Here is a 20,289-nt window from a genome sequence, read left to right as displayed (position 1 = left end):
GTAATGACTATGCCAACGGCAGAGACTGACGCGAAAGTAACTCGGTTGTTCGGTGGTCCGGGAAGCGGTAAAACCACCGAGCTCCTCGACCGAGTCGAGGACATCCTTTCGAAGGATGGGGTCACGGTGAACGACCTTCTCGTCGTCTCATACACCCGTGCGGCGGCAAACGAGGTTCGAGAGCGACTCGCGGAACGACTGGACGTAGACCCCCGCTCGCTCCAAGGAAACGTCTGTACGATGCACGCGAAAGCCTACGAACTACTCAATCTCTCTCGCGGCGACGTCGTCGGTGAGAAGCAGAAAAAGGAGTTCTGCGAGGATTTCGGATTGGAGTACGAAGACGAGTACAGCGGCAAAGGTCGCAGGACGGCACGCTCCACGACGCTCGGAAACAAGATTATCGCAACCTCCCAGTGGCTTCAGCGAACCCGCCGCGACGTTGCCGACTGGTACGACGTTCCGTTCCAGTGGGACGTCGAAACGGTTCGACTGCCGCCCGAAATCGACCCGAACTCACAGGAAGGAAACAAATACACCCCGACGTGGCCGAGCAGCGACGACCGGTTCGACGTTCCAGAGGCCATTCGAGGCTGGCGGAAGTACAAAGGTGACGAAGGACTCGTCGGCTTCGCCGACATGCTCGAACGCGTCAAACAGCGTTCGCTCCTGCCGAGTGTCGATTATCTCGTCATCGACGAATTTCAGGACATCACCCGACTCCAGTTCGACATCTACGAGGAGTGGAAACCCCACATGGAGAACGTCCTCATCGCAGGCGACGACGACCAGGTCGTCTACGCGTGGCAGGGCGCAGACCCGAAACTACTCCTGCAGGAGGGCGGCGAAGACGTCATTCTCGACACCTCCTACCGTCTCCCCTCCCGCGTTCTCAAAGTCGTCCAGCAGGAAGTAGACCACATCGAAGAGCGACAGGAGAAAAACCTCAAGCCACGGAAAGAAGGCGGCACCGTCGAGGCAGTCGAGAGTCCGTCGATGTTAGACCTCGTGCGAAACGTCCGGTATACAATCAGCGAATTCGACGGCACCGCGATGGTGCTGTTCCGCGCCCGCTACCAGATGTTCCGGTTCATCGACGAGTTCATCGACGAGGGGATGCCGTTCCGCACCCTCACCGACCAGCGGATGTGGACGGATAGACTGTGCCAGTACGTCGATGCAGTCGAGCAAATCGACGAGGGCGAACCTATCGACGGTCTGCAAGCCCGCCGACTCGCGGACATGCTCGCGGACTCCACGTTCGGTTCGAACGACCGCGACGAGATGTTCGACGCCATCGACGAGCGCAAGGAAGAGAAAGGCGTGGACGACCTCACCGAACTGGAGTTCGACGGGGATTTCGTCCGGGACTTCGCGCCGTTCATGCCCGGCCCGGAATCGGCGTCCGACATGGTTCGAAAAGTGACCAGCTATCAGAAGCGGTCGATGAACGCCTACTTCATGGGCAAATATCAGGGAATGGAGCGCGACCGCATCCGCATCGGCACCATCCACAGCGCGAAAGGTCGTGAAGCAGACCACGTGTTCGTCGCCACCGACTTGACCGAGAAGGTTGTCGAACAGATGGCGGCGACCGTGGAAAACGAAGGTATCGACCTTCCCGGCGTGGACGAGTTTACGTCGAGCACCGACCCAGTTCCGGTTCTCACCGACAACGAGCGTCGTGTCTTTTACGTCGGCATGAGTCGCGCCCGCGAGCGCCTCGTCCTCATGGAGAACCTCGTCAGTGGCGCGCCGACACTCGAACTGGACGTGCTGTTGTTCAACGAACCGAACGAGAAGTCGGTTGACGACATCCTCGACCAAGAACTCGAAGCGCAGTAGACGAGACCACAGGGTTCTCATTTCGTCTTTTCCGATACCCGTGCATTGATACCGTCAGCCGGTGGAATAGATTTGATGGCAACTTCCGAACAAGAAGCTCACTCCGCCTACGACGAACTCGAAACCAGAATCAAGCGAATTGCCAACATTGGAAACGCGACGGGGATTCTCTATTGGGACCAACAGACCAAGATGCCCGAAGAAGGTACACCGGCGCGCGCAAAACAGCTTTCTGCGCTTCAGTCGATTACACACGAACTGCTGACCGAGGAGCGAACCGGCGAGTTGTTAGACGAACTCGAAAGCGAAGAACTGGACGACGAACAGTCGGCGGTCGTCCGGGAAATCCGGCGACAGTACGACCGGGCAATCGACGTTCCGAGCGACCTCGTCACGGAAATCACCGAGACGAGTAGCGAGGCCCAACCGGCGTGGCAGGAGGCGAAAGCCGAAGACGAGTTCGAGACGTTCGAACCGTATCTCGACCGACTGCGCGAACTCCAAATCGAGCGAGCGGAGCACATCGACCCCGACAAAGACCCCTACGAGGTCATGTTCGAGGACGGCGAACCGTATCTCCAACTTTCCACCGTCGAGCGAATCTTCGACGAACTCCGTGACGGACTCGTTCCGCTCATCGAGGACATTCAGGAGAACGGCGCGGACATCGCGGACGATGCTTTTTCGGGAACCTACGACACCGACACGCAGGAGGAAGTCGCGCGAGCGGCGCTCGACACACTTGACTACGACTGGAGTCGCGGGCGTCTCGACACCGCACCGCATCCGTTCATGTCCGGCACGCAGTTCGACGCCCGAGTGACGACGCGATACAACGAAAACGACCCAATCGGGTCGCTCACGGCGACGATTCACGAGTTCGGCCACGCGAGTTACCAACTCGGTCTGCGCGACGACGAGTACGGAACCCCGCTCGGTGACTCGCGGAGTTCGGGCATCCACGAATCCCAGTCCCGGTTCTGGGAGAACCACGTCGGTCGGACGAGGGCGTTCTGGGAACTGTTCCTCCCGACGTTCAAAGAGCACTTCCCGCAGGCCGAGGGCGTAACAGTGGACGAGGCCTACGAAGCCGTCAATCAGGTGTTCACGGACAACACGATTCGCGTCGAGGCCGACGAACTCACCTACCACATGCACATCATTCTGCGGTCTGAAATCGAACAGGAGTTCGTCGGTGGCGAGTTGGACGTCGAAGAGATTCCGACCCGCTGGAACGAACTCATGGACGACTACCTCGGGGTCGTCCCCGAAACCGACTCGGAGGGCTGTTTGCAGGACATTCACTGGACGAGTCGATTCGGCGGATTCCAAAATTACACCGTCGGGAGCGTCTTTGCGGCCCAACTCTGGGCGACTATCGAGGAAGAAATCGACGAACCGATGGAGCGCATTCGGGAGGGCGACTTCGCCCCAATCCGCGAGTGGTTGACCGAGAACATCCACGAGCAGGGCTGTCTGTACACCACTGACGAACTCATCGAAGAGGCGACCGGCGAACCGCTCACGGCCGACTACTTCTTGGAGTACGTCGAGGAGAAGTACAGCGACATTTACGACTTGGACTAGCAGTAATTCCTTCGGCGTAGATTTTTAGAGTAGGTGTTAGACGATTTCTCTAGCGTGTTCGTAGAACGGTGATTGAGACTGTTCGTTGGGTAGTGATGACTGCAAACGCTACCATCTCATGTTTTACAATTACTACTCCCTTTGACTCACCATCTCAAACTCGCCGCAAAACCACTTCGTGAGTAGCGAACCGAAAACCGACACCGCGAACTCACCGATTTATTCGTCCTTGTCGTCGTCGGTTTTGGCAACAGTGCCGACCACTTTTTTCGCCGCACTGGCCGGGATGTCTTCGGGAGTCGTCAACCATTCGCGGAGGAATATCATCAGCACGGCGATGGCGACGAACGCACCGCCGAGAAGCGTCTGTCCGGCGATGAAGCGTTCGATACCGAGGAGTCCGATGGGGAGCGCGAACACCAGCGTCGCCGCCAGACTCACGGTGTCGAGAATACCGAGTTTCATACCGCTTCTATCCAGCGACCGACTAAAAGTGCGACGCCATGGCGCCGGGTCGGCACCGCGACGACCCTGCACCGACACCGCGTTCCGGAACGGTTTTCAACCGTTCGGCGTCACAGTTCTGTTATGTTTACCGGAATCGTTGCGGAGGCTGGCGAGGTTCGTCGCATCGAGGACGCAGAAGGTGGGCGACGACTGACGATTGCGGGGGACGAAGCCCTCGCGGATGTCGAACACGGCGCGAGTATCAGCGTGAACGGCGCCTGTCTGACCGTCGAGGAGTTCGACGCCGAAACGTTCGAGGTGTTTCTGGCCGAGGAGACGCTTTCGAAAACCTATCTCGGCGAGGTACGAGAGGGAGACGTCGTCAATTTAGAGCGCGCACTGCGGGCCGACGCGCGACTGGATGGCCATTTCGTCCAAGGGCACGTCGATACGACGACCGAGGCCGTTGACGTGCGACAGGTCGGCGAGGATTGGGAGTACGAGTTTGCGATTCCGGAAGGCTTCGGCCAGTACATCGTGAACAAGGGGTCGGTCGCGCTGGACGGCATCAGCCTCACCGTCGCGGAGAAGGGAGAGGACACCTTTTCGGTGGCCATCATCCCGACGACGCGCGACGTGACGAACCTCTCCGAAAAGGAACCGGGCGACCCGGTTCACCTCGAAGTGGACGTGCTGGCGAAGTATGCGGAACAACTACTGGCGGAATAGGCAGGCCAAATAAAGCAGACCGAATAGGGCAGACAGGAGCTATTCTCGGTCGTATCCGAATGGGTCGTCGTCCCAGAGCGAATCCGTTTCGTCCGCCGACTCGTCCGAATCGTTGGTTTCGGCGGTGCTCAGTTCGCCGACTTCCGCACCGTCAACCATTCTCCTCTTTTCGCCCGTTCGTCCAGTTTCTGCAACTTGGCTGCCTTCACCGACGCCGAAGGTCACCGAGTCGTGGCGGTCCGTTCGTTCGTACAGGTCGCGGTAGCGGTCGAGTTTCCGGTAGAGCAGGTAGCCGAAAAAGCCGTCGTAAATGAAGACGAAGACGATGTAGGCCATCACGGGTGTAACTGACGGGTACACCAACGACGCCAAACCGGGAACGAACCCGACCAGCGTATTGTACGTGGCGTGGATGACTGCCGCGATGAACAGGCCTTTAATCACGATTGGCCCGGCGTTTTCGCGGTTGAATTTGGCCAAGCCGAGGTAGTAGCCCGCGAAAGCGGAGTAGATGACGTGGCCCGGCCCGGCAAACAGCCGAAAGACAGCGGTCTGTCCGGCTTGCAGGAGTGGGTCGGTACCCGAGGACTCAAGCACTCCCTGACTGATGTAGAGGGCATTCTCGATGGTCGCAAAGCCCAACCCGGCCATTGCACCGTAAACGGCACCGTCGATGACGGCGTCGAATCGGTCGCTCCGGAAGGCGAACAGGCGCACCGCGAGCAGTTTCACGGTTTCCTCGACCGGCCCGACGACGATGTAGAAAAACAGCGCCGACCCGACGAGCGGAATCCACGAGAACAGCGGTTGCGTGTAGGAGTTGAAAATCGCCGCGAATCCGGCGAACAGCACGCCGAGGAGGAACGTTCCGACGAGGAGCGGGAGCGGTTCCGACATCGTCACGTCGGCGTGCCAGATGTACGCCGCGAGGGCGAACGCGGGGACGACGGAAAGGAGAACGAACACTCCGACCCACGGGTCAGAAAGCGCCGCCAATCCACCAAGTGCGAACTGCACGAGAAGAATCGCAATTGCGAGGAGAATGACAAACGCTCGTGCCGAGACGACGAGTAGTCCGTAAAATTTCGTGGCGAACCAGTCCAGACGCGACCGTTCTTCCCACGTCGCGATGTCGTACAAATCGACCGAGTCGTCGGTGCCGCGAGCGACAGGGTCGCGATTCTCGTCCATGGCGGGGCTTCGCACGGGCAGAGAGTAAATCGTTCGGCAAGCAGACCTTAAACACCTTATATGCAACTATATACCATAAACAAATGTAGGGTTGCGTTTATTAGGGAGGACTGTCGATTCGTGACACACGATGTCACCCACGAGTCACAGCCGAGGAATTATGTACTCGGCACCGCCGAAAGAATCGACACGGAAAGACACACGAGAAGAGAATAGCGAGGCAGTAGATACCGAAGAAGTAGAATCCGAGGACGACAGATGGGTGGATGAACAAATCACCCCCGGCACCGACACGAACTGGACAGGTGCCATCCCCGCAGACGACTGAAGCAGTTCGGAATCAGCAGCTCTCGCGACGACCAACCTCGTCACGCTAAAATCCCCCGCGTACCAACCGGGAGGTATGACTAGCCAGCGCGACACGCTCGCCTCCCGCACGACACGCGGTTGTAGCGCGGCGACGACCGGCAAATTTCCGCCCGCCCGGTCATCTAACTGCCAACCGACGAAAGTTCAACCGCCGACCGCCAGCACACCGACCGCTCCCCGTTTTTCTCTTCACCGCCGATGAGTGCCGACGACAGAATCCGGGTTCGCGGCATCTACACCACAGCACTCACGCGCCTACTCGGCGACGATTTCGACGTAGTGCAAGCTTCGCCGCCAATCCAGCGGCGGTTCGATTCCGAGTTCGAAACCGGCGAGTACGACGCGACAGTCGAAACGACCGACGACCGGCAGGGAGTCGGTCTGTTCGGTGAGCAGGACACAGTGGAAACAGTGGGCGAGCGACTGGCTGAAATCGGCATCGACACCTTCCACTGGGACGACCCGGCCCCTCGCGGCGCGCTGTTCGATGGCGTCGTCAGCGAAACCCTCGGAAGCGGTGCGGTCGTGAATCTCGGCGAACGAGACGGCTTTCTTCCCTTCCGAAAAATCGACCGCAGAATCGACGAGGGTGACTACGTCAGGGTACAGGTTCACACTCCCGCACCGCCGTGGTCGCGCGACAGACCCCTGCTCGGAACCGACGTACAGGTGTTCGGCGGTGTGGCCAGTCTCTCGAAAGACGTGAACCGCGTGGTCGCCAGCGCACCCGACGACGCCAGCAGGCGCGAACTCGCGCGGACAACCGAGATGCTTCCGACCGACGTTCCCGACGAATGGGGCGTTCGCTGGGAGTACGGCGCGAACGACGCCGAAATCGGGGAGATGGATGCCGCGCTTTCGAGTGCTGTCGAACGCGCCGAAGCCATCGACAGCGCGCTCGGAGAATCCGCGGATTCTCCGAGCGCGGCGGACTCCCCACAGACGATTACAAAACCCGATTCTACTGCGTGGCTCTGGTTCGGTCGGGAATCCCGGTTCGAACTGGACGAGTTCCGACGGGAAGTCACCACGACCCTGCCCGGCCACCACCGAATCAAGGCCGCGGACGATTCTGCGAGTGGAGCGGTCGATTTCGCGGAAGACCTCTACGAACCCGGTGACGAGGTTCCCATCGGGGCTACCCTCCGGCAGTTCGGCCCCGAGGAAGACGGCGAGGTGTTCATCGACCACGGCAAACCGGACGGGCGCTGTTTCTCGCTCGGGAAGGGTGACGTGGTCGAACGCGACCCCGAATCCGGCAAATACACCGTCCGCCGAGAGATGCAGGGGTCGGGAACCTACGACGCCATCGGCACCGACCGCGAGGCGGGCGACGTGGCAATCACCAAATTCCGCGAAGGCCGCTGGTGGTACCCCACGGCCTACCGGAGCGAGGACGGCGAATCGAAGGGAACCTACGTCAACGTCTGCACGCCCGTCGAACTGTTCCCGCGTTCCGTGCGCTACGTGGATTTGCACGTCGATGTCGTGAAGCGACCCGACGGAACCGTAGAGCGAGTCGATGACGACGAACTGGGTTCAGCGGTCGAAGCGGGCCACATATCGGAAGAACTGGCCGACAAAGCGCGGAGCGTGGCGGCGAGCGTGGAGAAGGTGCTTCGGTAGTTACTCTGCTGTATTCTGCTCGTCAGGCGAAGGTGCTGATGATTCGTCGGCGTTCAGTAAACTGTCACCGACTTCGAGACCGGCCTGTTCGAACGCTTTCTTCCCCGTTTCGAGGTCACCGATGAGGTTACCAAAGGTGCCCATCGAAATCGGTCGAACGCGAACACCGTCGTCCGTGTCGAAGTAGACGAGGAAGTTCGCCTGCCCCCATTTTCCGCCGTCCGAGTAGACGACTTCCTTTACCGCCGATACTGGGATTTCTGTCGCCCGTGAAAAACGGCTGAAACGAACGCGGAGTTGAAGGAGCAACCAGACGGCGATGGTAATTCCAATCAAGAAGCCAATCAGAGTAAGAATTTCGAAGAACAGTAGATAGAGAACAAAGCTCAGAACCGCGAGAAGCAGTAGAAGGGAGAAATATCGAAAGGGGCTACGTTTAACCATCCGTCGAATCCCGACCGTCATACTCCCCTGAATCCGAATCGCCCCGTCCTCGATTCGACACCGACCCCTCGTCGTCTCAAACTCAGTCATACTAAAACAGACACAAATAGACAATAAATATTCGACGGCCAACACAAACGTTTGGCACTCGAAGCGCTCGGTGCTGAATTAGAAGTGCTCTTGGTCGGACGGCGTATTGAGTTTCCCGCCACGGCCACCCTCGCTTCGGTCGATTCCCATGACACTCTCGGCTTGGTCGTTTTTCCACTGGCTGGTTCCGTCGTCGGCGATTCTGACGGTTACGTCGTCCACTTCCTCGAACTTCTTGAGGAGTTCGACTTCGATGTTCTGGGACGTGATGGGCGTAATCGAACAGCCGCTACAGGCCCCGCCGAGTTCGATGACGACCTCGCCGTCGTCCGGGTCGGCCTTGCGAACCGCGCTCGTTCCGCCGTGCATCTGGATGATGGGCATCTGGGCGGTCAGCCAGCGCTCGACCCGCGATTTGAGGTCCGAATCGGTGGCTTCCGTCTCGCTGGACTTGCTCATTGGATACTCATAGGAACTGGAGGTACGGTAATCTTGGGGTTCTCGGTCGGGGCACGATAAGGGGTGAAACTCACTCCCGATTTCGAAGTCGGTTCCACGCCGCCAGTCCGAGCACCGAAACCCCGGCAACCCCGAACCCGAATCCGGGTTGCTCCGAGGTCGTCCGCGACTCGTCTTTGGCCGTTCCACCCCCGCTGGAAGTCAGGCTTGGCGGATTCTCCTGTTGTCCGGCGCGGTTCGGGAAGGTGTAGAGCGCCCCTTTTCCGTTGCCGTCCATGCCCATGCTTCCGCCGATGAAAAAGTCGTCCGAGACGTGCTGGCTCGTCCAGAACGCGGTTTGTTCGGGGTCGCGCCACCAAACCAGTTCCTCAGGATTCGCGGGGTCGCTGATGTCGAACAGTTTCACGCCGCCTTGATACCACGAGGTGTAGAGGCGGTCGCCGACGATGTCGAAGTTGTGCGAAGTCGTCCACTGTCCCGAAATCGCACTCCCCCCGGTGCAGTCGTGGCATTTTCCGTGGGCCGAGGCGGTTCCGACTGGGGAGAGCGAGGACAGTTTCGGCAGTGACAACTGCTGGAACAGGGATGGCCCTCGCAAATCGTAGGTCGGGTCGGCTGATTCCGGTGCCGAAATTTCGGCCAACTGTTCGGGGTTCTGGGGGTCGGACATATCCCAGAGGGCGATTCCGCCGGGGCCGCCCGAACTACCGTCGCCCGTCGCCCACGCTTCCTTGTTGACGACGACCAGCGACCCGTCTTCGTTGGCGGCGACGTAGTGGTCGTTTCCGGGCAGACCGATGATGGCGTCGTTTTCTTCCTCGTCTGGAATCGAAGCGAGGTCGTCCAGCGGTTCGCCGCCGAAATGCGCGATGTGGGAGGGCTGGTTCGGATTCGACACGTCCACGAGCCACGTTCCGGCGTCCCACTGCGCTAGGTACGCCGTGCCGTCCTGCACCCACACGTCGTGAAGCGACCGAACCCACGAATCGACCTTCGACCAGTCGGAGTTGTAGTCGAGCATCGACCAGCGACCGACTTCCGTCGGCGAGTCGTTCGCCGTATCGACCATGACGAGCGGATTTCCATCCCCGTCGTTGGCCGTGAGGTATGCGATTCCGTCCACGTACATCGCGTTGTGAATCGGATAGTCGGTTTCGTGGAAGGCCACTCGGTTTGGATTCGCGGGGTCGCTCACGTCGTAGAGGAGAATTCCGTGAACGACATCGTCGGAGGTAGGATTTGCGGGCCCGACGACGAGCAGACGGTCGCCGTCGATTTTTGCGTCCCAGACTTGGGTCATCGGGCCGTCGTCCCTCTCTGCGAGCAAACCGCGTCGCTCCGCTAACACCGTCGGATTCGCGGGGTCGCTAATATCCACCGTAGCAAAGCCGTCGGTCGCGGCGACGAACGCGGTCTTGCCGTCGTCAGAAACGACTGCTTCTTTCGCCTGTTCGATGGCCACGGTCCCGAGCGGTCGGTACGGGTCTTGTGAGTCTTGTGCAGTAACGCCCCCGGATGCGAGCAAAGCCGCGGTTCCGCCCCCCACGGCGGCAGTACGGAGGAACTCTCGCCGTCGCATAGCTGAATAGTCGGGTGCGAGAGGAATAAAAGCGCGGGTGACGGAAGTGAACTGAACTGAATCGGGAAAACTGAAACGAACTGGATCAGTTCGGTGCCAGCGATTCGTCGCCCGTTCCTTCGGTCAGCGCGCTTGCAACCGCGCCTTTTAGCACGATTTCGTCGCCGAGCGTGGTCAACTGCACGTCCGGCACGTTGTTGAGCAGACCGTCTTCGATTCGCTCACGAATCGGGTCTAAAACCAGTTCCTCGTTGTTGAGCGCGACTGCGCCGCCGAGATAGACGACGATTGGTGCGTAGGCCTGCACGACGTTCGTCACGCCGACCGTGTTCCAGTGGGCGACCTGTTCGATGACGTGGTCCGCGAAGGCGTCCAGTCCGGCGTTTTCGAACACGTCTTTGGCGGAAAAGTCCGGGTCTTCGAGTGGAAGGGACGTTTCGACGCCACCGTCCTCCTCGGCCAGCATTCGGGCAAATCTCGGAATGTTGTTCCCCGAGCAGTAGGCTTCCCAGTGGCCGTCGTGGCCACAGCCACAGGTTCGTCTCCCCTGCGGGTCAACGACCATGTGCCCGACTTCGCCCGCGTTGCCGTCCCAGCCAGTAAGGACGTTGCCGTCAACCGTGACGCCCGCGCCGATACCGCTCGAAATCGTGATGTACACCATGTCGTCGGGGTTGCGGTCGCTGTAAAATCGCTGTCCGATGACGCCCGCATTGGTGTCGTTGTGGAGGAACACTCGGTCGCTGTGGATGAGGTTGCCGACCGGCCCGGTCAGTGGGATTCGGTCGATAGTGTCCGGCAGATTCGCCGGATTCGTCACCGCACCCTCCGCGAGGTCGAGTGGGCCGATACTGCCGATGCCCGCCGCGCGAATCTCGGCAGGGTCGATGCTCGCGTCGGCACACGCTTTACGTAAACATTCGAGTACCGCTTCGGTGACCGCGATGCCGGTTGAACCCCCCGGCGTGCCGCGGTCGTACGCGCTGATGACGTTGCCATCCTCGTCCGCGACCGCCGCTCTGACGTTCGTCGCCCCGAGGTCTACACCCGCGTAGTAGGCCATTCAGATGAACAGAGGTTGCCCGACCCATTTAACTACAGGCATTTACTCGCGGGTGAGTTTCATCCGACCGACTAACACTAACTCCGTTGAGAACGTTACGTGGTATCATGAGTGACGACCTTCCCAAACTCACCGACGACGAAGAAACTGCTTTGCACGAACTCGAACTAGGTGTCGAGGGACTCAGAAAGGCACACGGCTATCTCGTCCACTTTCATCATGCCACGGGTCGGGCGATGAACCACCTCCAAGTCGCCGAGTCGAACCTCCGCGAGGCAGGACACGACGAGTTTGCCGACCACATTCGTGACGAAATCCTTCCAAGTGGGGTTCTCGGTGACGACAGATGGACCTACGAACTGCTCGAAACGTTCGAAGAAGAGTTTTTCGAGCACGTGGTAACGTTCGAGCAGGCGGTCTGCGAGAACGTCGCGTCCGGCGAACGCCACGTCAAAGAGCGCCGACAGCAGCGCAGATGGCGAGAACGGGCGAGGGACTGATTCGATACTTCGACACTCAGTCGTCTCGCACGAACGTCACCGGACACGGTGCCGACAGCATCACTTCCTGTGCAGTGCTTCCGAACACCGCTTTTCCAGTCGGCGAGCGTTTTCGTCCGCCGACGAAAACGCCGTCCGCGTTCACGTCCTCCGCGAGTTTTACGATGGTTTCGCCGTGTTCGCCGATAGCGCCGCGAACGGAGTAGCCGATGTCTTCTCTGTCCAGCGCGGACGAAAGCGAGCGAATCGTCGCGTGGCGCGCCGCAACTTCGTCGGAGTTCGGTTGCCCGGTCGGGTCGTAATCGAGTTGGTCGATTACGTCGTCGAACTCGTCGTCGGTGAACACGTGTGCGAGGACGACCGTCGCGCCTGTCGGCCCTGCCACGTCAGCGACGGCGGATGCGAGTTTGTCTGTTCTGTCTGCGTCACCCGGCCCGACGGCGAGCAGAATCGTCTCAATTGCCATGGTATTAGCTCTTCGTGCAGAATCTTAAAACTGCGGGGGTTAACTCGGAATCGAAGAAACTGAGACGCCAAGCTAGTTGCTTCTCCTCCACGAAGACGGCACTATGATTTCCCCGGAGTTGGACGGCAGAGTCACACTGGTCACTGGAAGTTCGAAGGGCGTCGGGAAGAAACTCCTGCTGTCACTTGCCGACTGCGGGGCCGACGTGGCGGTTCACTATCGGTCGAGCGAGGAAGAAGCACGCGAAGTCGCCGAGGAAGCCCGAAATCGCGGTGGCACCGCGATTTCGGTGCAGGGAGACGTGACCGACCCCGAGAGCGTGGACGACCTCTTTTCGACCATTGAAGACGAACTCGGAACCGTTGACGTGCTGGTGAACAACGTCGGCCCGTTCGCGCCCGACCATTGGGAAGACATCTCGTTCGAAACGTGGAATCTGGTGTTACAGGGGAACATCAACGGCACCTACCTCTGTTCGAAGCGGGCGCTTCCCGGCATGCGCGAGGAGAATTTCGGCCGAATCGTCAACGTGGGCTACGCCAGTGCGGAAAAGGGCCTCATCAATCCGAAAAACGCGCCCTATTTCATGGCCAAGGCGGGCGTCCTGATGTTCACCCGAATGTTGGCCAGCGACACCAAAGACGACGGTATCACGGTCAACGCGGTTTCCCCCTACGTCGTGGAGAACTCGGACGTGTTTCCCGACGACTTGCCCCGCGGCCGCCCCGCGAAATTCGAGGACATGGCCCAGGCGGTGCGCTTTTTCTTGGACGAAGACAGCGACTACTTGAGCGGCGTGAACGTCGAAGTCGATGGCGGCTGGTTGCCGGAAACGGTCTGATTCCGACTTCGTTTCCTGCTTCTTCCGTCTAATTCCCTTCCAGCGCGTCGATGGCGATTGCACCGACGACGAGCGCGGTCTTCGGCACCGACCCCGTATCGTGGATTCGAATGTCGTACCTATCGCGGAGCGAGAAGTGTCCCTCGATTTCGCCTATCGAATCGCCATCGGGCGTCGTAATCGAGTATTTATGCGGGAGGAACGAGAGGAAATCGATGAGCGAGCGCAGTGCTTCGAGAATCGCACTTCGAGAGGCGACTTCCGCGATTTCGGTTCCGTCCGGTCGCTTGATTGTCCAGCGGTGGTGGAAGAACGTGAAGTTCTTGTTGAGGATTAGAAGCGGTTCGTCGGAACCCTCTTCCGTGAGAACGTAATCCCCCGCCACGTCGAGAATGTTCTTCGCTTTTACGCGAAAGACGACGTTCCCGTCCGCGTCGTAAAATGGGAACTCCTCTTTCATTTTGAGCATCTTCTGTTTCGACTTCAGGACGAGGTCACCGGCGGAATCGTACACTTTGTACTTGTTTCGGAAGTAGCTCTGCTCGACCGTGTACTCGTCGTCATCAAGGACGATGCCGCCGATGCTTCGCTCCTGAAAGGGATCTTCCATTGTCAATCGCTTGTAACTGTCTGCTATTTAAATTTGAGGTTGAAGGTTCTATTTTAGTCCGAGAATTACTCGCCGCCGTCTGCCTGTGCATCCGCGCTTTTCGCCCCCGCATCAGCATCTTCGACCCCTTCGACCTCAGCACGTCGCCGAATCGCGCGCTCGATGAACTCCCGCGGGAGCGATTCGATTTCTCCGGCTTGCACCCGCCAGAGGTTGGCGTACAGTCCGTCGAGGGCGAGCAGTTCGTCGTGGGTGCCGCGCTCGACGATTCGACCATCGTCTAACACTGCGATTTCGTCGGCGTCCTTGATGGTCGAAAGTCGGTGAGCGATGGCGAAGGTCGTTTTTTCCTGAACCAGACGTGCCAGACTGCGCTGGATGAGTGCCTCGGTTTCGGTATCGACGTGGCTCGTGGCTTCGTCCAGCACGAGAATGGCGGGGTTCTTGAGAATCGTCCGCGCGATGGAAAGTCGCTGGCGCTGGCCGCCCGAGAGTTTCATCCCGCGCTCGCCGACCTTAGTGTCGTAGCCCTCCGGTAGATTCGTAATAAATTCGTGGGCCTCGGCGGCTTTCGCAGCTTCCTCGATTTCGTCGTCGGAGGCGTCGAAGGTGCCGTAAGCGATGTTCTCTTTCACCGACCCGTAGAACAGGAAGGGGTCTTGACTGACGTAGCCGATAGACCGGCGGAGGCTTCTGAGGTTCACGTCGTGAATGTCGGTGTCGTCGATACGGATTGCGCCCGAATCAACGTCGTACATCCGGAGGAGGAGTTTGAGAACGGTGGATTTTCCTGCACCTGTTGGCCCGACGAGTGCAATCGTGTCGCCACGTTCTGCCCGCAAATCGACGTTCGAGACCACGGTTTCGTCGCCGTAGCCGAAACTCACGTCGTCGTACTCGACGCGGCCCTCCACCACGTTCAAGTCCGGTGCATCCGCGCTCTCGTCCAGCGTGCCGCGCTCGTTCATCAGGTCGAAAACGCGGACGCTCGACGCCTTCGCGCGCTGGTAGATGTTGATGATTTGCCCGAACTGGGCCATCGGCCAGATGAACTGCTGGCTTAGCACGATAAAGGTGACGAACTCACCGGGGCCGAGAGTTCCCGAAAACGGGCCGGGCGGCCCGGAGAGAAGCCAAAAGCCGCCGACCGAGAACGTGATTGCGAAGCCGATTCCGGTGAGCAGGCTCAGTCCGGGGAAGAACGTAATCCGGGTTCTGATGGCGTCCCAGTTGGCGTCGTAGTAGTCCCGCGAGGCGTCCTCGACGCGGTCGGATTCGTACTCCTCCGCGGTTTCGGTTTTGATGACGCGAACCCCGCCGAGGTTGTTTTCCAGTCGGGAGTTGAGCGCGCCGACGCTGGCCCGCATGACGGCGTATTTCGGCTGGATGATTCTGACGAATAGATAGGTGAACAGCGCCAACAGCGGCACGGGCAGGAGCGCGACCAGCGCGAGTGCCGGGTTCAGCCAGAAGAGAAGCAGACCGATTCCGGCCACCATCACGACGATTCGGAGCGCGGAACTCATTCCGTCGTTCAGGAACGTCTCCAACTGATTCACGTCGTTGTTCAGAATCGACATCAACTCGCCCGTCTGCTTGTCGTCGAAAAAGCCCATGTCGAGCAACTGCATTCTGTCGTAGGTGTCCACCCGAAGCGCGTGCTGGACACCTTGAGCGAACCGATTCCAGCCCCAGCCCTCCAGCCACGAGAAGGTTGCTCCGACGAAGAACGACAGCGCGATGATGGCGATGGAGAGCCACAACTGCCCGGTCGAAGTTTGCGGTATCCACTCCGTGGGGAACAGTGGCAGTTGGAACTCTCGCCGATTCAGGAATATCGCGTCGATGGCCAGACCGAGGATGAACGGCGGGAGCAGGCCCGACAAGCGCGAGAGCATCGTGGCGACGATGCCGAGCGCGAACTCGTAGGCGTGGCCTTTGCCGTACTCGGCGTACAGTCGCCACATGGCGTTGTCCGTGGTCAGTTTCGAGGAGTGAGGGAGTTTACTGGAGAGGCTGAATGGAATCACCTAAGTCGAAGGTTCTAGGTGTTCAGTGGGTTTGTGTGTTTCAGTGGATGCAATCGAAGTTTTCATGATTTTTCTCGCCTTCTTCCCAGATATGGCTCGCATCAAACGCTCGCTGGCAATCCTGCTCGCACTCGTCGGCGTCTCGTTCGTCGTCCACTACGCCCTATTTGGGTCGCTCCCGCTTGGCAAACCGCAACTAATGGAAGCGGAGGCGGACGAGGCAGAGGCGACTGTTCAGTAGAACAGCTATTCGAGAATCGTGTTCTGTGGGCGGCATAGCGTATAAAAGGCTGGTTGACAAATTTTGTACTGTCGAGCAGGGTTGCTCGGCATCCGGAATCAAAACAATTGCAAAATTTCGGTCGAGTGGTGTTGTTCAGACCCTCACTCAACCGACTTCCTTCGCGCCCACAACGCGCCGACAGCGACGAGTATCCAGCCAGCGGACTTCCCGCTCGCAAGTACTGTGCCGCCTGCGGTGATGAGCGCGACGGAAGGACCGAACTTCGATGCTCCCCTCGACATTTTTCACCCCCGTCTTTTCGGACGGGAAAGTGAATGAGTATCGCCCTCGTATTTAAAATCAGCCTTAAGCGGAGTGAAAGTGAACGACCACGGCCGATCAATACTGCGTCTCACGGCCCTCCACTTTCACTTTCACTCCGCTTTCATCTGCAACCGACAGGCATACCCTCATTCAGTCGCTGTCTGTGGATAGATGAGCAAGGACTACATCGAAGTGCGGGGGGCCGAGGAGCACAACCTCAAAGACCTCGACGTACGGATTCCGCGCGAGGAGTTCAACGTCGTGACCGGCCTATCTGGGTCGGGCAAGTCCTCGCTCGCCTTCGAAACGGTGTACGCTGAGGGACAGCGACGGTACATCGAGAGCCTGTCGGCCTACGCCCGGAACTTCCTCGGGCAGATGGACAAACCGCAGGTCGAGAACGTCGAAGGCTTGTCGCCCGCCATCTCAATCGACCAGAAGAACGCGGCGAACAACCCGCGTTCGACTGTTGGTACCGTGACCGAACTGCACGACTACCTGCGACTACTCTACGCCCGCGTGGGGACGCCCCACTGTCCGCAGTGTGGACAGGAAGTCGGCGAGCAGAGCGCCCAGAACATGGTTCGACGGGTACTGGACTTGCCAGAGGGCACGAAAGCGAAAATCGCCGCGCCGGTCGTCCGCGACCAGAAAGGTGCGTTCGCAGATTTGTTCGACAACCTCGTTTCGGACGGCTACTCCCGCGTGGAAGTCGATGGCGAGGAGTTCGACCTGACGCTCGACAAACCCGAACTCGACAAGAACTACGACCACACTATCGACGTTATCGTAGACCGAGTGAAGGTCAGCGAAGAGGCACGCTCGCGCATCACCGACAGCGTGGAAACCGCGCTGGAGGAAGCCGAAGGCATGATGAAACTCATCGTGCCGAATCCGCCGGAAGACGTGGATTTGGGTTCGGAGTCGCGCTCGACTGGCGACTTGGCCGGGGAGGGCGATTCTCGACTCGCGGTGGAGTTCTCCGAAGACCTCGCCTGTACGAACTGCGGCATCGACTTCCGCGAAATCGAGACGCGCAGTTTCTCGTTCAACAGTCCACATGGCGCATGTCCCGAGTGTGAGGGAATCGGCGAGACGAAGGAGGTTGACGAGGGCCTCGTCGTCCAAGACCCGAGCAAGCAGTTGAAACACGTCTTCGAACCGTGGGGCTACCAGCGAACGTACTACCGCCGGCAGCTCGATTCCGTGGCTCGGCATTTCGACGTGGAGTTGACGACACCGTTCGAGGAACTCGACGAGGACATTCGGGACGCATTCCTCTACGGGACTGACGAGGACGTGCTGTTCAAATGGAACACGAAGAACGGCATTCGTCGGAAGGAAGAACCGTTCGAGGGCGTGATGAACAACCTCGAACGCCGCTACGTCGAAACCGACAGCGACCGGGCGCGGAAGCACATCGAGGACTACATGGCGGTGACGGAGTGTCCCGCCTGTGACGGCACTCGACTCAGACCACAGAGTCGTTCGGTGTACGTCGATGGCACCTCGATTTCGCAAGTCAACCGGATGTCCATCGGGGATGCACTGGTTCATTTCGAGAACCTCGAAGCGAATCTGACCGACCGTCAGAACCGAATCGCCGAGGAGATTCTGAAGGAGATTCGCGCACGACTCGGCTTCATGGAGGAAGTCGGCCTGCAGTACCTCACCCTCGACCGCGAGGCCTCCACGCTTTCGGGCGGGGAAAGCCAGCGGATTCGGCTTGCGACGCAAATCGGGTCCGGACTGGTCGGCGTGCTGTACGTGCTGGACGAACCGTCGATTGGGCTCCACCAGCGCGACAACGACCGCCTGCTGAACACGCTCTGTGAACTGCGCGATTTGGGCAACACCCTCATCGTCGTGGAACACGACGAGGAGACGATGCGCCGGGCGGACAACGTCATCGACATGGGTCCCGGACCCGGTCGGCGTGGCGGCGAAGTCGTCGTGCAGGGCGACGTAGACGAAGTGATGGCTCACGACGAGAGCATCACGGGCGACTATCTGGCCGGGCGTGAAGAGATACCAGTGCCTGACGAGCGTCGAGAGCACGACACGCACGTCACGGTTCGCGGTGCCCGCCAACACAACCTGAAAAATCTCGACGTGGACATTCCAGTCGGGACGTTCACGGCCATCACGGGCGTCTCCGGGTCGGGCAAATCTACGCTGATGCATGACATCCTGTACAAAGGGTTGGCCCGCGAGATGAACGACAACACGTCCGTCGACCCCGGCGAACACGACGCAATCGACGGAATGGGCGAAATCGAGAAGGTGCGACTCATCGACCAGTCGCCAATCGGTCGAACCCCGCGGTCGAATCCGGCGACCTACACCGGCGTCTTCGACTACGTCCGCGAAGCCTTCGCGGAAACGAAACTCGCCAAACAGCGCGGCTACGAGAAGGGTCGCTTCTCGTTCAACGTGAAAGGAGGGCGCTGTGAGGAGTGTGGCGGGCAGGGAACCGTCAAAATCGAGATGAACTTCCTGTCGGACGTGTACGTCCCGTGTGAGGAGTGCGAAGGCGCGCGCTACAACGACGAGACACTGGACGTGACCTACCGGGGCAAGACGATTGCAGAGGTTCTCGATATGTCCGTCGAGGACGCTCACGACTTCTTCGAACACGATTCGCGGGTTCGGCGCAGGCTGAAACTGCTGAAGGACGTGGGACTCGACTACATGAAACTCGGTCAACCGTCTACGACGCTGTCCGGCGGGGAAGCCCAGCGCGTCAAACTCGCCGAGGAACTCGGCAAGAAATCGACCGGCGACACGCTCTACCTACTGGACGAACCGACGACTGGCCTCCACCACGAAGACGAGCGAAAACTCATCTCGGTGCTTCAGCGACTCACCGAGAAGGGCAACAGCATCGTCGTCATCGAACACGAATTAGACCTCGTGAAGAACGCAGACCACGTCATCGACCTCGGGCCGGAGGGTGGCGAGAAGGGCGGCGAAATCGTCGCCACGGGAACGCCCGAGGAAGTCGCACGGAACGACGATTCGTACACCGGGCAGTATCTCCGCGATAAACTTCCCGCGGTGGAACTCGATGGTCCGCGTGCCGACAGACCCGCACCTGCCGCGATGGACGATTGAGAACCGTTGGAGAGGCGTTCTCTCCGGGAGAATGCCGGGCTTACCGCGAAGAATCGCACGCCTAAACCCAGTTATTCTAATTAATTTGAAAATTACCACCAGCTAAGCACTGGATAACAAAGTGTCGTCCGCGGTAATCTCGCACCTGTGTTACGTCCGGGTGGCAATGGTATAACGAAACAACGGATTGCGGGTCACTGGTGGCATGAGTTCGACTGATGGAACCCCACAAGAACTGTCCGAAGACCTCATCTTCGACGTTCTTAAAAATCGACGGCGACGGTACACGCTTCACTACCTCAAGCAGCAGGGCCGCCCCGTGGAACTCAGCGAACTCGCTGAACAGGTGGCGGCGTGGGAGAACGACACCACCGTCGAGGGGCTTTCGGCGAACGAACGAAAATCGGTGTACACCTCGCTCTACCAGACCCATCTGCCAAAGCTCTCGGACGCGGGAATCGTGGAGTACAACCAAAGCAGGGGCGTGGTCGAACTGTCGGCCAACGCCGCCCAGTTGGAAGGCTATCTCCGCCCGCAGGACGAATTTCCGTGGATTCGGTACTACCTCGGACTCGCCATCGTCAGCGCAGTTCTCGTCCTCGCAGACTTTCTCGGTATTCCGCCGTTTACCGCCATTCCGGACGAAATCTGGGGCGTCATCATCGTCGCCGCGTTCGCGCTCTCGGCACTGGTTCATTATTTGCGGCGGCGGCAACTCGGAACCGGGGAACGGCCGCCATCTGCCCGGTAAC

General features: G+C 59.4%; 21 protein-coding genes. 11 read left to right on the top strand and 10 right to left on the bottom strand.

All coding sequences use genetic code 11. The annotated features are described in order from the left end of the window. The first annotated feature begins 3 nt into the window (after nucleotides 1–3). Together BW974_RS01010 and BW974_RS01005 are read left to right on the top strand one after the other, a co-directional pair. Entirely contained in the window at nucleotides 4–1,845 is a 1,842-nt protein-coding gene (locus tag BW974_RS01010) for a UvrD-helicase domain-containing protein (protein WP_076427211.1), read from the top strand. Nucleotides 1,846–1,920: 75 nt separating this feature from the next. After that, the gene (locus BW974_RS01005) at nucleotides 1,921–3,432 is read left to right on the top strand and encodes a carboxypeptidase M32 (protein ID WP_076427209.1); all 1,512 of its coding nucleotides are present in this window, start codon (nucleotides 1,921–1,923) and stop codon (nucleotides 3,430–3,432) included. 219 nt (nucleotides 3,433–3,651) lie between these two features. Here BW974_RS01005 and BW974_RS01000 read toward each other — a convergent pair whose 3' ends face one another. Further along, a complete protein-coding gene (locus BW974_RS01000; protein ID WP_076427207.1) occupies nucleotides 3,652–3,897 on the bottom strand; it encodes a DUF7533 family protein in 246 nt (81 codons plus the stop codon). 123 nt (nucleotides 3,898–4,020) lie between these two features. Between BW974_RS01000 and BW974_RS00995 the strand changes: the two genes are divergently transcribed. After that, nucleotides 4,021–4,608 (top strand): riboflavin synthase, encoded by a 588-nt coding sequence (locus BW974_RS00995; protein ID WP_076427205.1) that lies wholly within the window; start codon nucleotides 4,021–4,023, stop codon nucleotides 4,606–4,608. 39 nt (nucleotides 4,609–4,647) lie between these two features. Here BW974_RS00995 and BW974_RS00990 read toward each other — a convergent pair whose 3' ends face one another. Continuing rightward, the gene (locus BW974_RS00990; protein WP_076427203.1) at nucleotides 4,648–5,799 is read right to left on the bottom strand and encodes a PrsW family intramembrane metalloprotease; all 1,152 of its coding nucleotides are present in this window, start codon (nucleotides 5,797–5,799) and stop codon (nucleotides 4,648–4,650) included. A gap of 160 nt (nucleotides 5,800–5,959) precedes the next feature. Between BW974_RS00990 and BW974_RS25280 the strand changes: the two genes are divergently transcribed. The 3 genes from BW974_RS25280 to BW974_RS00985 all read left to right on the top strand — a co-directional run bounded on the left by BW974_RS25280 (nucleotide 5,960) and on the right by BW974_RS00985 (nucleotide 7,794). Beyond that, nucleotides 5,960–6,127, top strand: coding sequence for a hypothetical protein (locus tag BW974_RS25280; protein WP_175609605.1), 168 nt, complete (start codon nucleotides 5,960–5,962; stop codon nucleotides 6,125–6,127). Nucleotides 6,128–6,202: 75 nt separating this feature from the next. Then, entirely contained in the window at nucleotides 6,203–6,370 is a 168-nt protein-coding gene (locus BW974_RS25275; protein WP_175609604.1) for a hypothetical protein, read from the top strand. Beyond that, nucleotides 6,367–7,794 carry a ribonuclease FAU-1 family protein gene (locus BW974_RS00985; RefSeq protein WP_076427201.1) on the top strand — a complete coding sequence of 476 codons (1,428 nt, stop codon included), beginning with the start codon at nucleotides 6,367–6,369 and terminating at the stop codon, nucleotides 7,792–7,794. The genes BW974_RS25275 and BW974_RS00985 overlap by 4 nt, the downstream gene beginning before the upstream one ends. Here BW974_RS00985 and BW974_RS00980 read toward each other — a convergent pair whose 3' ends face one another. The 4 genes from BW974_RS00980 to BW974_RS00965 form a co-directional block, all read right to left on the bottom strand. After that, nucleotides 7,795–8,328, bottom strand: a complete 534-nt coding sequence (locus tag BW974_RS00980; RefSeq protein ID WP_076427199.1) for a hypothetical protein — start codon at nucleotides 8,326–8,328, stop codon at nucleotides 7,795–7,797. 78 nt (nucleotides 8,329–8,406) lie between these two features. After that, the gene (locus BW974_RS00975) at nucleotides 8,407–8,787 is read right to left on the bottom strand and encodes a NifU family protein (RefSeq protein WP_076427197.1); all 381 of its coding nucleotides are present in this window, start codon (nucleotides 8,785–8,787) and stop codon (nucleotides 8,407–8,409) included. Between the two features lie 70 nt (nucleotides 8,788–8,857). Next, on the bottom strand, nucleotides 8,858–10,366 hold the full coding sequence (locus tag BW974_RS00970) for an LVIVD repeat-containing protein (protein ID WP_076427195.1): 1,509 nt from the start codon (nucleotides 10,364–10,366) through the stop codon (nucleotides 8,858–8,860). 85 nt (nucleotides 10,367–10,451) lie between these two features. After that, nucleotides 10,452–11,429, bottom strand: a complete 978-nt coding sequence (locus BW974_RS00965) for an ROK family protein (RefSeq protein ID WP_076427193.1) — start codon at nucleotides 11,427–11,429, stop codon at nucleotides 10,452–10,454. A gap of 107 nt (nucleotides 11,430–11,536) precedes the next feature. Between BW974_RS00965 and BW974_RS00960 the strand changes: the two genes are divergently transcribed. After that, nucleotides 11,537–11,929 (top strand): hypothetical protein, encoded by a 393-nt coding sequence (locus BW974_RS00960; protein ID WP_076427191.1) that lies wholly within the window; start codon nucleotides 11,537–11,539, stop codon nucleotides 11,927–11,929. A 16-nt stretch (nucleotides 11,930–11,945) separates the two neighbouring features. Here the strand turns inward: BW974_RS00960 and BW974_RS00955 are convergent, their stop codons facing one another. After that, a complete protein-coding gene (locus tag BW974_RS00955) occupies nucleotides 11,946–12,395 on the bottom strand; it encodes a universal stress protein (protein ID WP_076427189.1) in 450 nt (149 codons plus the stop codon). A 103-nt stretch (nucleotides 12,396–12,498) separates the two neighbouring features. Here BW974_RS00955 and BW974_RS00950 point away from each other — a divergent pair, with 103 nt between their 5' ends. After that, entirely contained in the window at nucleotides 12,499–13,236 is a 738-nt protein-coding gene (locus BW974_RS00950) for an SDR family NAD(P)-dependent oxidoreductase (protein WP_076427187.1), read from the top strand. A gap of 28 nt (nucleotides 13,237–13,264) precedes the next feature. On the opposite strand, the gene BW974_RS00945 is transcribed toward BW974_RS00950, so the two are convergent. Then, entirely contained in the window at nucleotides 13,265–13,846 is a 582-nt protein-coding gene (locus BW974_RS00945; RefSeq protein ID WP_076427186.1) for an LURP-one-related/scramblase family protein, read from the bottom strand. Between the two features lie 65 nt (nucleotides 13,847–13,911). Then, on the bottom strand, nucleotides 13,912–15,813 hold the full coding sequence (locus BW974_RS00940; protein WP_084186236.1) for an ABC transporter ATP-binding protein: 1,902 nt from the start codon (nucleotides 15,811–15,813) through the stop codon (nucleotides 13,912–13,914). Between the two features lie 106 nt (nucleotides 15,814–15,919). On the opposite strand from BW974_RS00940, the gene BW974_RS00935 reads away from it, so the two are divergent. Further along, nucleotides 15,920–16,117 carry a hypothetical protein gene (locus tag BW974_RS00935; protein WP_076427182.1) on the top strand — a complete coding sequence of 66 codons (198 nt, stop codon included), beginning with the start codon at nucleotides 15,920–15,922 and terminating at the stop codon, nucleotides 16,115–16,117. A 143-nt stretch (nucleotides 16,118–16,260) separates the two neighbouring features. On the opposite strand, the gene BW974_RS25270 is transcribed toward BW974_RS00935, so the two are convergent. Then, nucleotides 16,261–16,401 (bottom strand): hypothetical protein, encoded by a 141-nt coding sequence (locus BW974_RS25270; RefSeq protein WP_175609603.1) that lies wholly within the window; start codon nucleotides 16,399–16,401, stop codon nucleotides 16,261–16,263. Between the two features lie 193 nt (nucleotides 16,402–16,594). Here BW974_RS25270 and uvrA point away from each other — a divergent pair, with 193 nt between their 5' ends. Both uvrA and BW974_RS00925 read left to right on the top strand, forming a co-directional pair. Further along, a complete protein-coding gene (gene uvrA / locus BW974_RS00930) occupies nucleotides 16,595–19,537 on the top strand; it encodes an excinuclease ABC subunit UvrA (protein ID WP_076427180.1) in 2,943 nt (980 codons plus the stop codon). 205 nt (nucleotides 19,538–19,742) lie between these two features. Further along, nucleotides 19,743–20,288: a DUF7344 domain-containing protein gene (locus BW974_RS00925; protein ID WP_049971738.1), complete on the top strand. Its 546-nt coding sequence runs from the start codon at nucleotides 19,743–19,745 to the stop codon at nucleotides 20,286–20,288. Nucleotide 20,289: the final 1 nt, after the last annotated feature.

Source organism: Haladaptatus litoreus (genome assembly GCF_900156425.1).
In the GTDB taxonomy this organism is placed as follows: Archaea; Halobacteriota; Halobacteria; order Halobacteriales; family Haladaptataceae; genus Haladaptatus; species Haladaptatus litoreus.
This window is presented reverse-complemented; position numbering and strand designations above follow the sequence as displayed.

Coding starts and splice junctions, on each gene's coding strand:
- BW974_RS01010 (WP_076427211.1), top strand. CDS start 4: ATGACTATGCCAACGGCAGAGACTGACGCGAAAGTAACTCGGTTGTTC.
- BW974_RS01005 (WP_076427209.1), top strand. CDS start 1,921: ATGGCAACTTCCGAACAAGAAGCTCACTCCGCCTACGACGAACTCGAA.
- BW974_RS01000 (WP_076427207.1), bottom strand. CDS start 3,897: ATGAAACTCGGTATTCTCGACACCGTGAGTCTGGCGGCGACGCTGGTG.
- BW974_RS00995 (WP_076427205.1), top strand. CDS start 4,021: ATGTTTACCGGAATCGTTGCGGAGGCTGGCGAGGTTCGTCGCATCGAG.
- BW974_RS00990 (WP_076427203.1), bottom strand. CDS start 5,799: ATGGACGAGAATCGCGACCCTGTCGCTCGCGGCACCGACGACTCGGTC.
- BW974_RS25280 (WP_175609605.1), top strand. CDS start 5,960: ATGTACTCGGCACCGCCGAAAGAATCGACACGGAAAGACACACGAGAA.
- BW974_RS25275 (WP_175609604.1), top strand. CDS start 6,203: ATGACTAGCCAGCGCGACACGCTCGCCTCCCGCACGACACGCGGTTGT.
- BW974_RS00985 (WP_076427201.1), top strand. CDS start 6,367: ATGAGTGCCGACGACAGAATCCGGGTTCGCGGCATCTACACCACAGCA.
- BW974_RS00980 (WP_076427199.1), bottom strand. CDS start 8,328: ATGACTGAGTTTGAGACGACGAGGGGTCGGTGTCGAATCGAGGACGGG.
- BW974_RS00975 (WP_076427197.1), bottom strand. CDS start 8,787: ATGAGCAAGTCCAGCGAGACGGAAGCCACCGATTCGGACCTCAAATCG.
- BW974_RS00970 (WP_076427195.1), bottom strand. CDS start 10,366: ATGCGACGGCGAGAGTTCCTCCGTACTGCCGCCGTGGGGGGCGGAACC.
- BW974_RS00965 (WP_076427193.1), bottom strand. CDS start 11,429: ATGGCCTACTACGCGGGTGTAGACCTCGGGGCGACGAACGTCAGAGCG.
- BW974_RS00960 (WP_076427191.1), top strand. CDS start 11,537: ATGAGTGACGACCTTCCCAAACTCACCGACGACGAAGAAACTGCTTTG.
- BW974_RS00955 (WP_076427189.1), bottom strand. CDS start 12,395: ATGGCAATTGAGACGATTCTGCTCGCCGTCGGGCCGGGTGACGCAGAC.
- BW974_RS00950 (WP_076427187.1), top strand. CDS start 12,499: ATGATTTCCCCGGAGTTGGACGGCAGAGTCACACTGGTCACTGGAAGT.
- BW974_RS00945 (WP_076427186.1), bottom strand. CDS start 13,846: ATGGAAGATCCCTTTCAGGAGCGAAGCATCGGCGGCATCGTCCTTGAT.
- BW974_RS00940 (WP_084186236.1), bottom strand. CDS start 15,813: ATGTGGCGACTGTACGCCGAGTACGGCAAAGGCCACGCCTACGAGTTC.
- BW974_RS25270 (WP_175609603.1), bottom strand. CDS start 16,401: ATGTCGAGGGGAGCATCGAAGTTCGGTCCTTCCGTCGCGCTCATCACC.
- uvrA (WP_076427180.1), top strand. CDS start 16,595: ATGAGCAAGGACTACATCGAAGTGCGGGGGGCCGAGGAGCACAACCTC.
- BW974_RS00925 (WP_049971738.1), top strand. CDS start 19,743: ATGAGTTCGACTGATGGAACCCCACAAGAACTGTCCGAAGACCTCATC.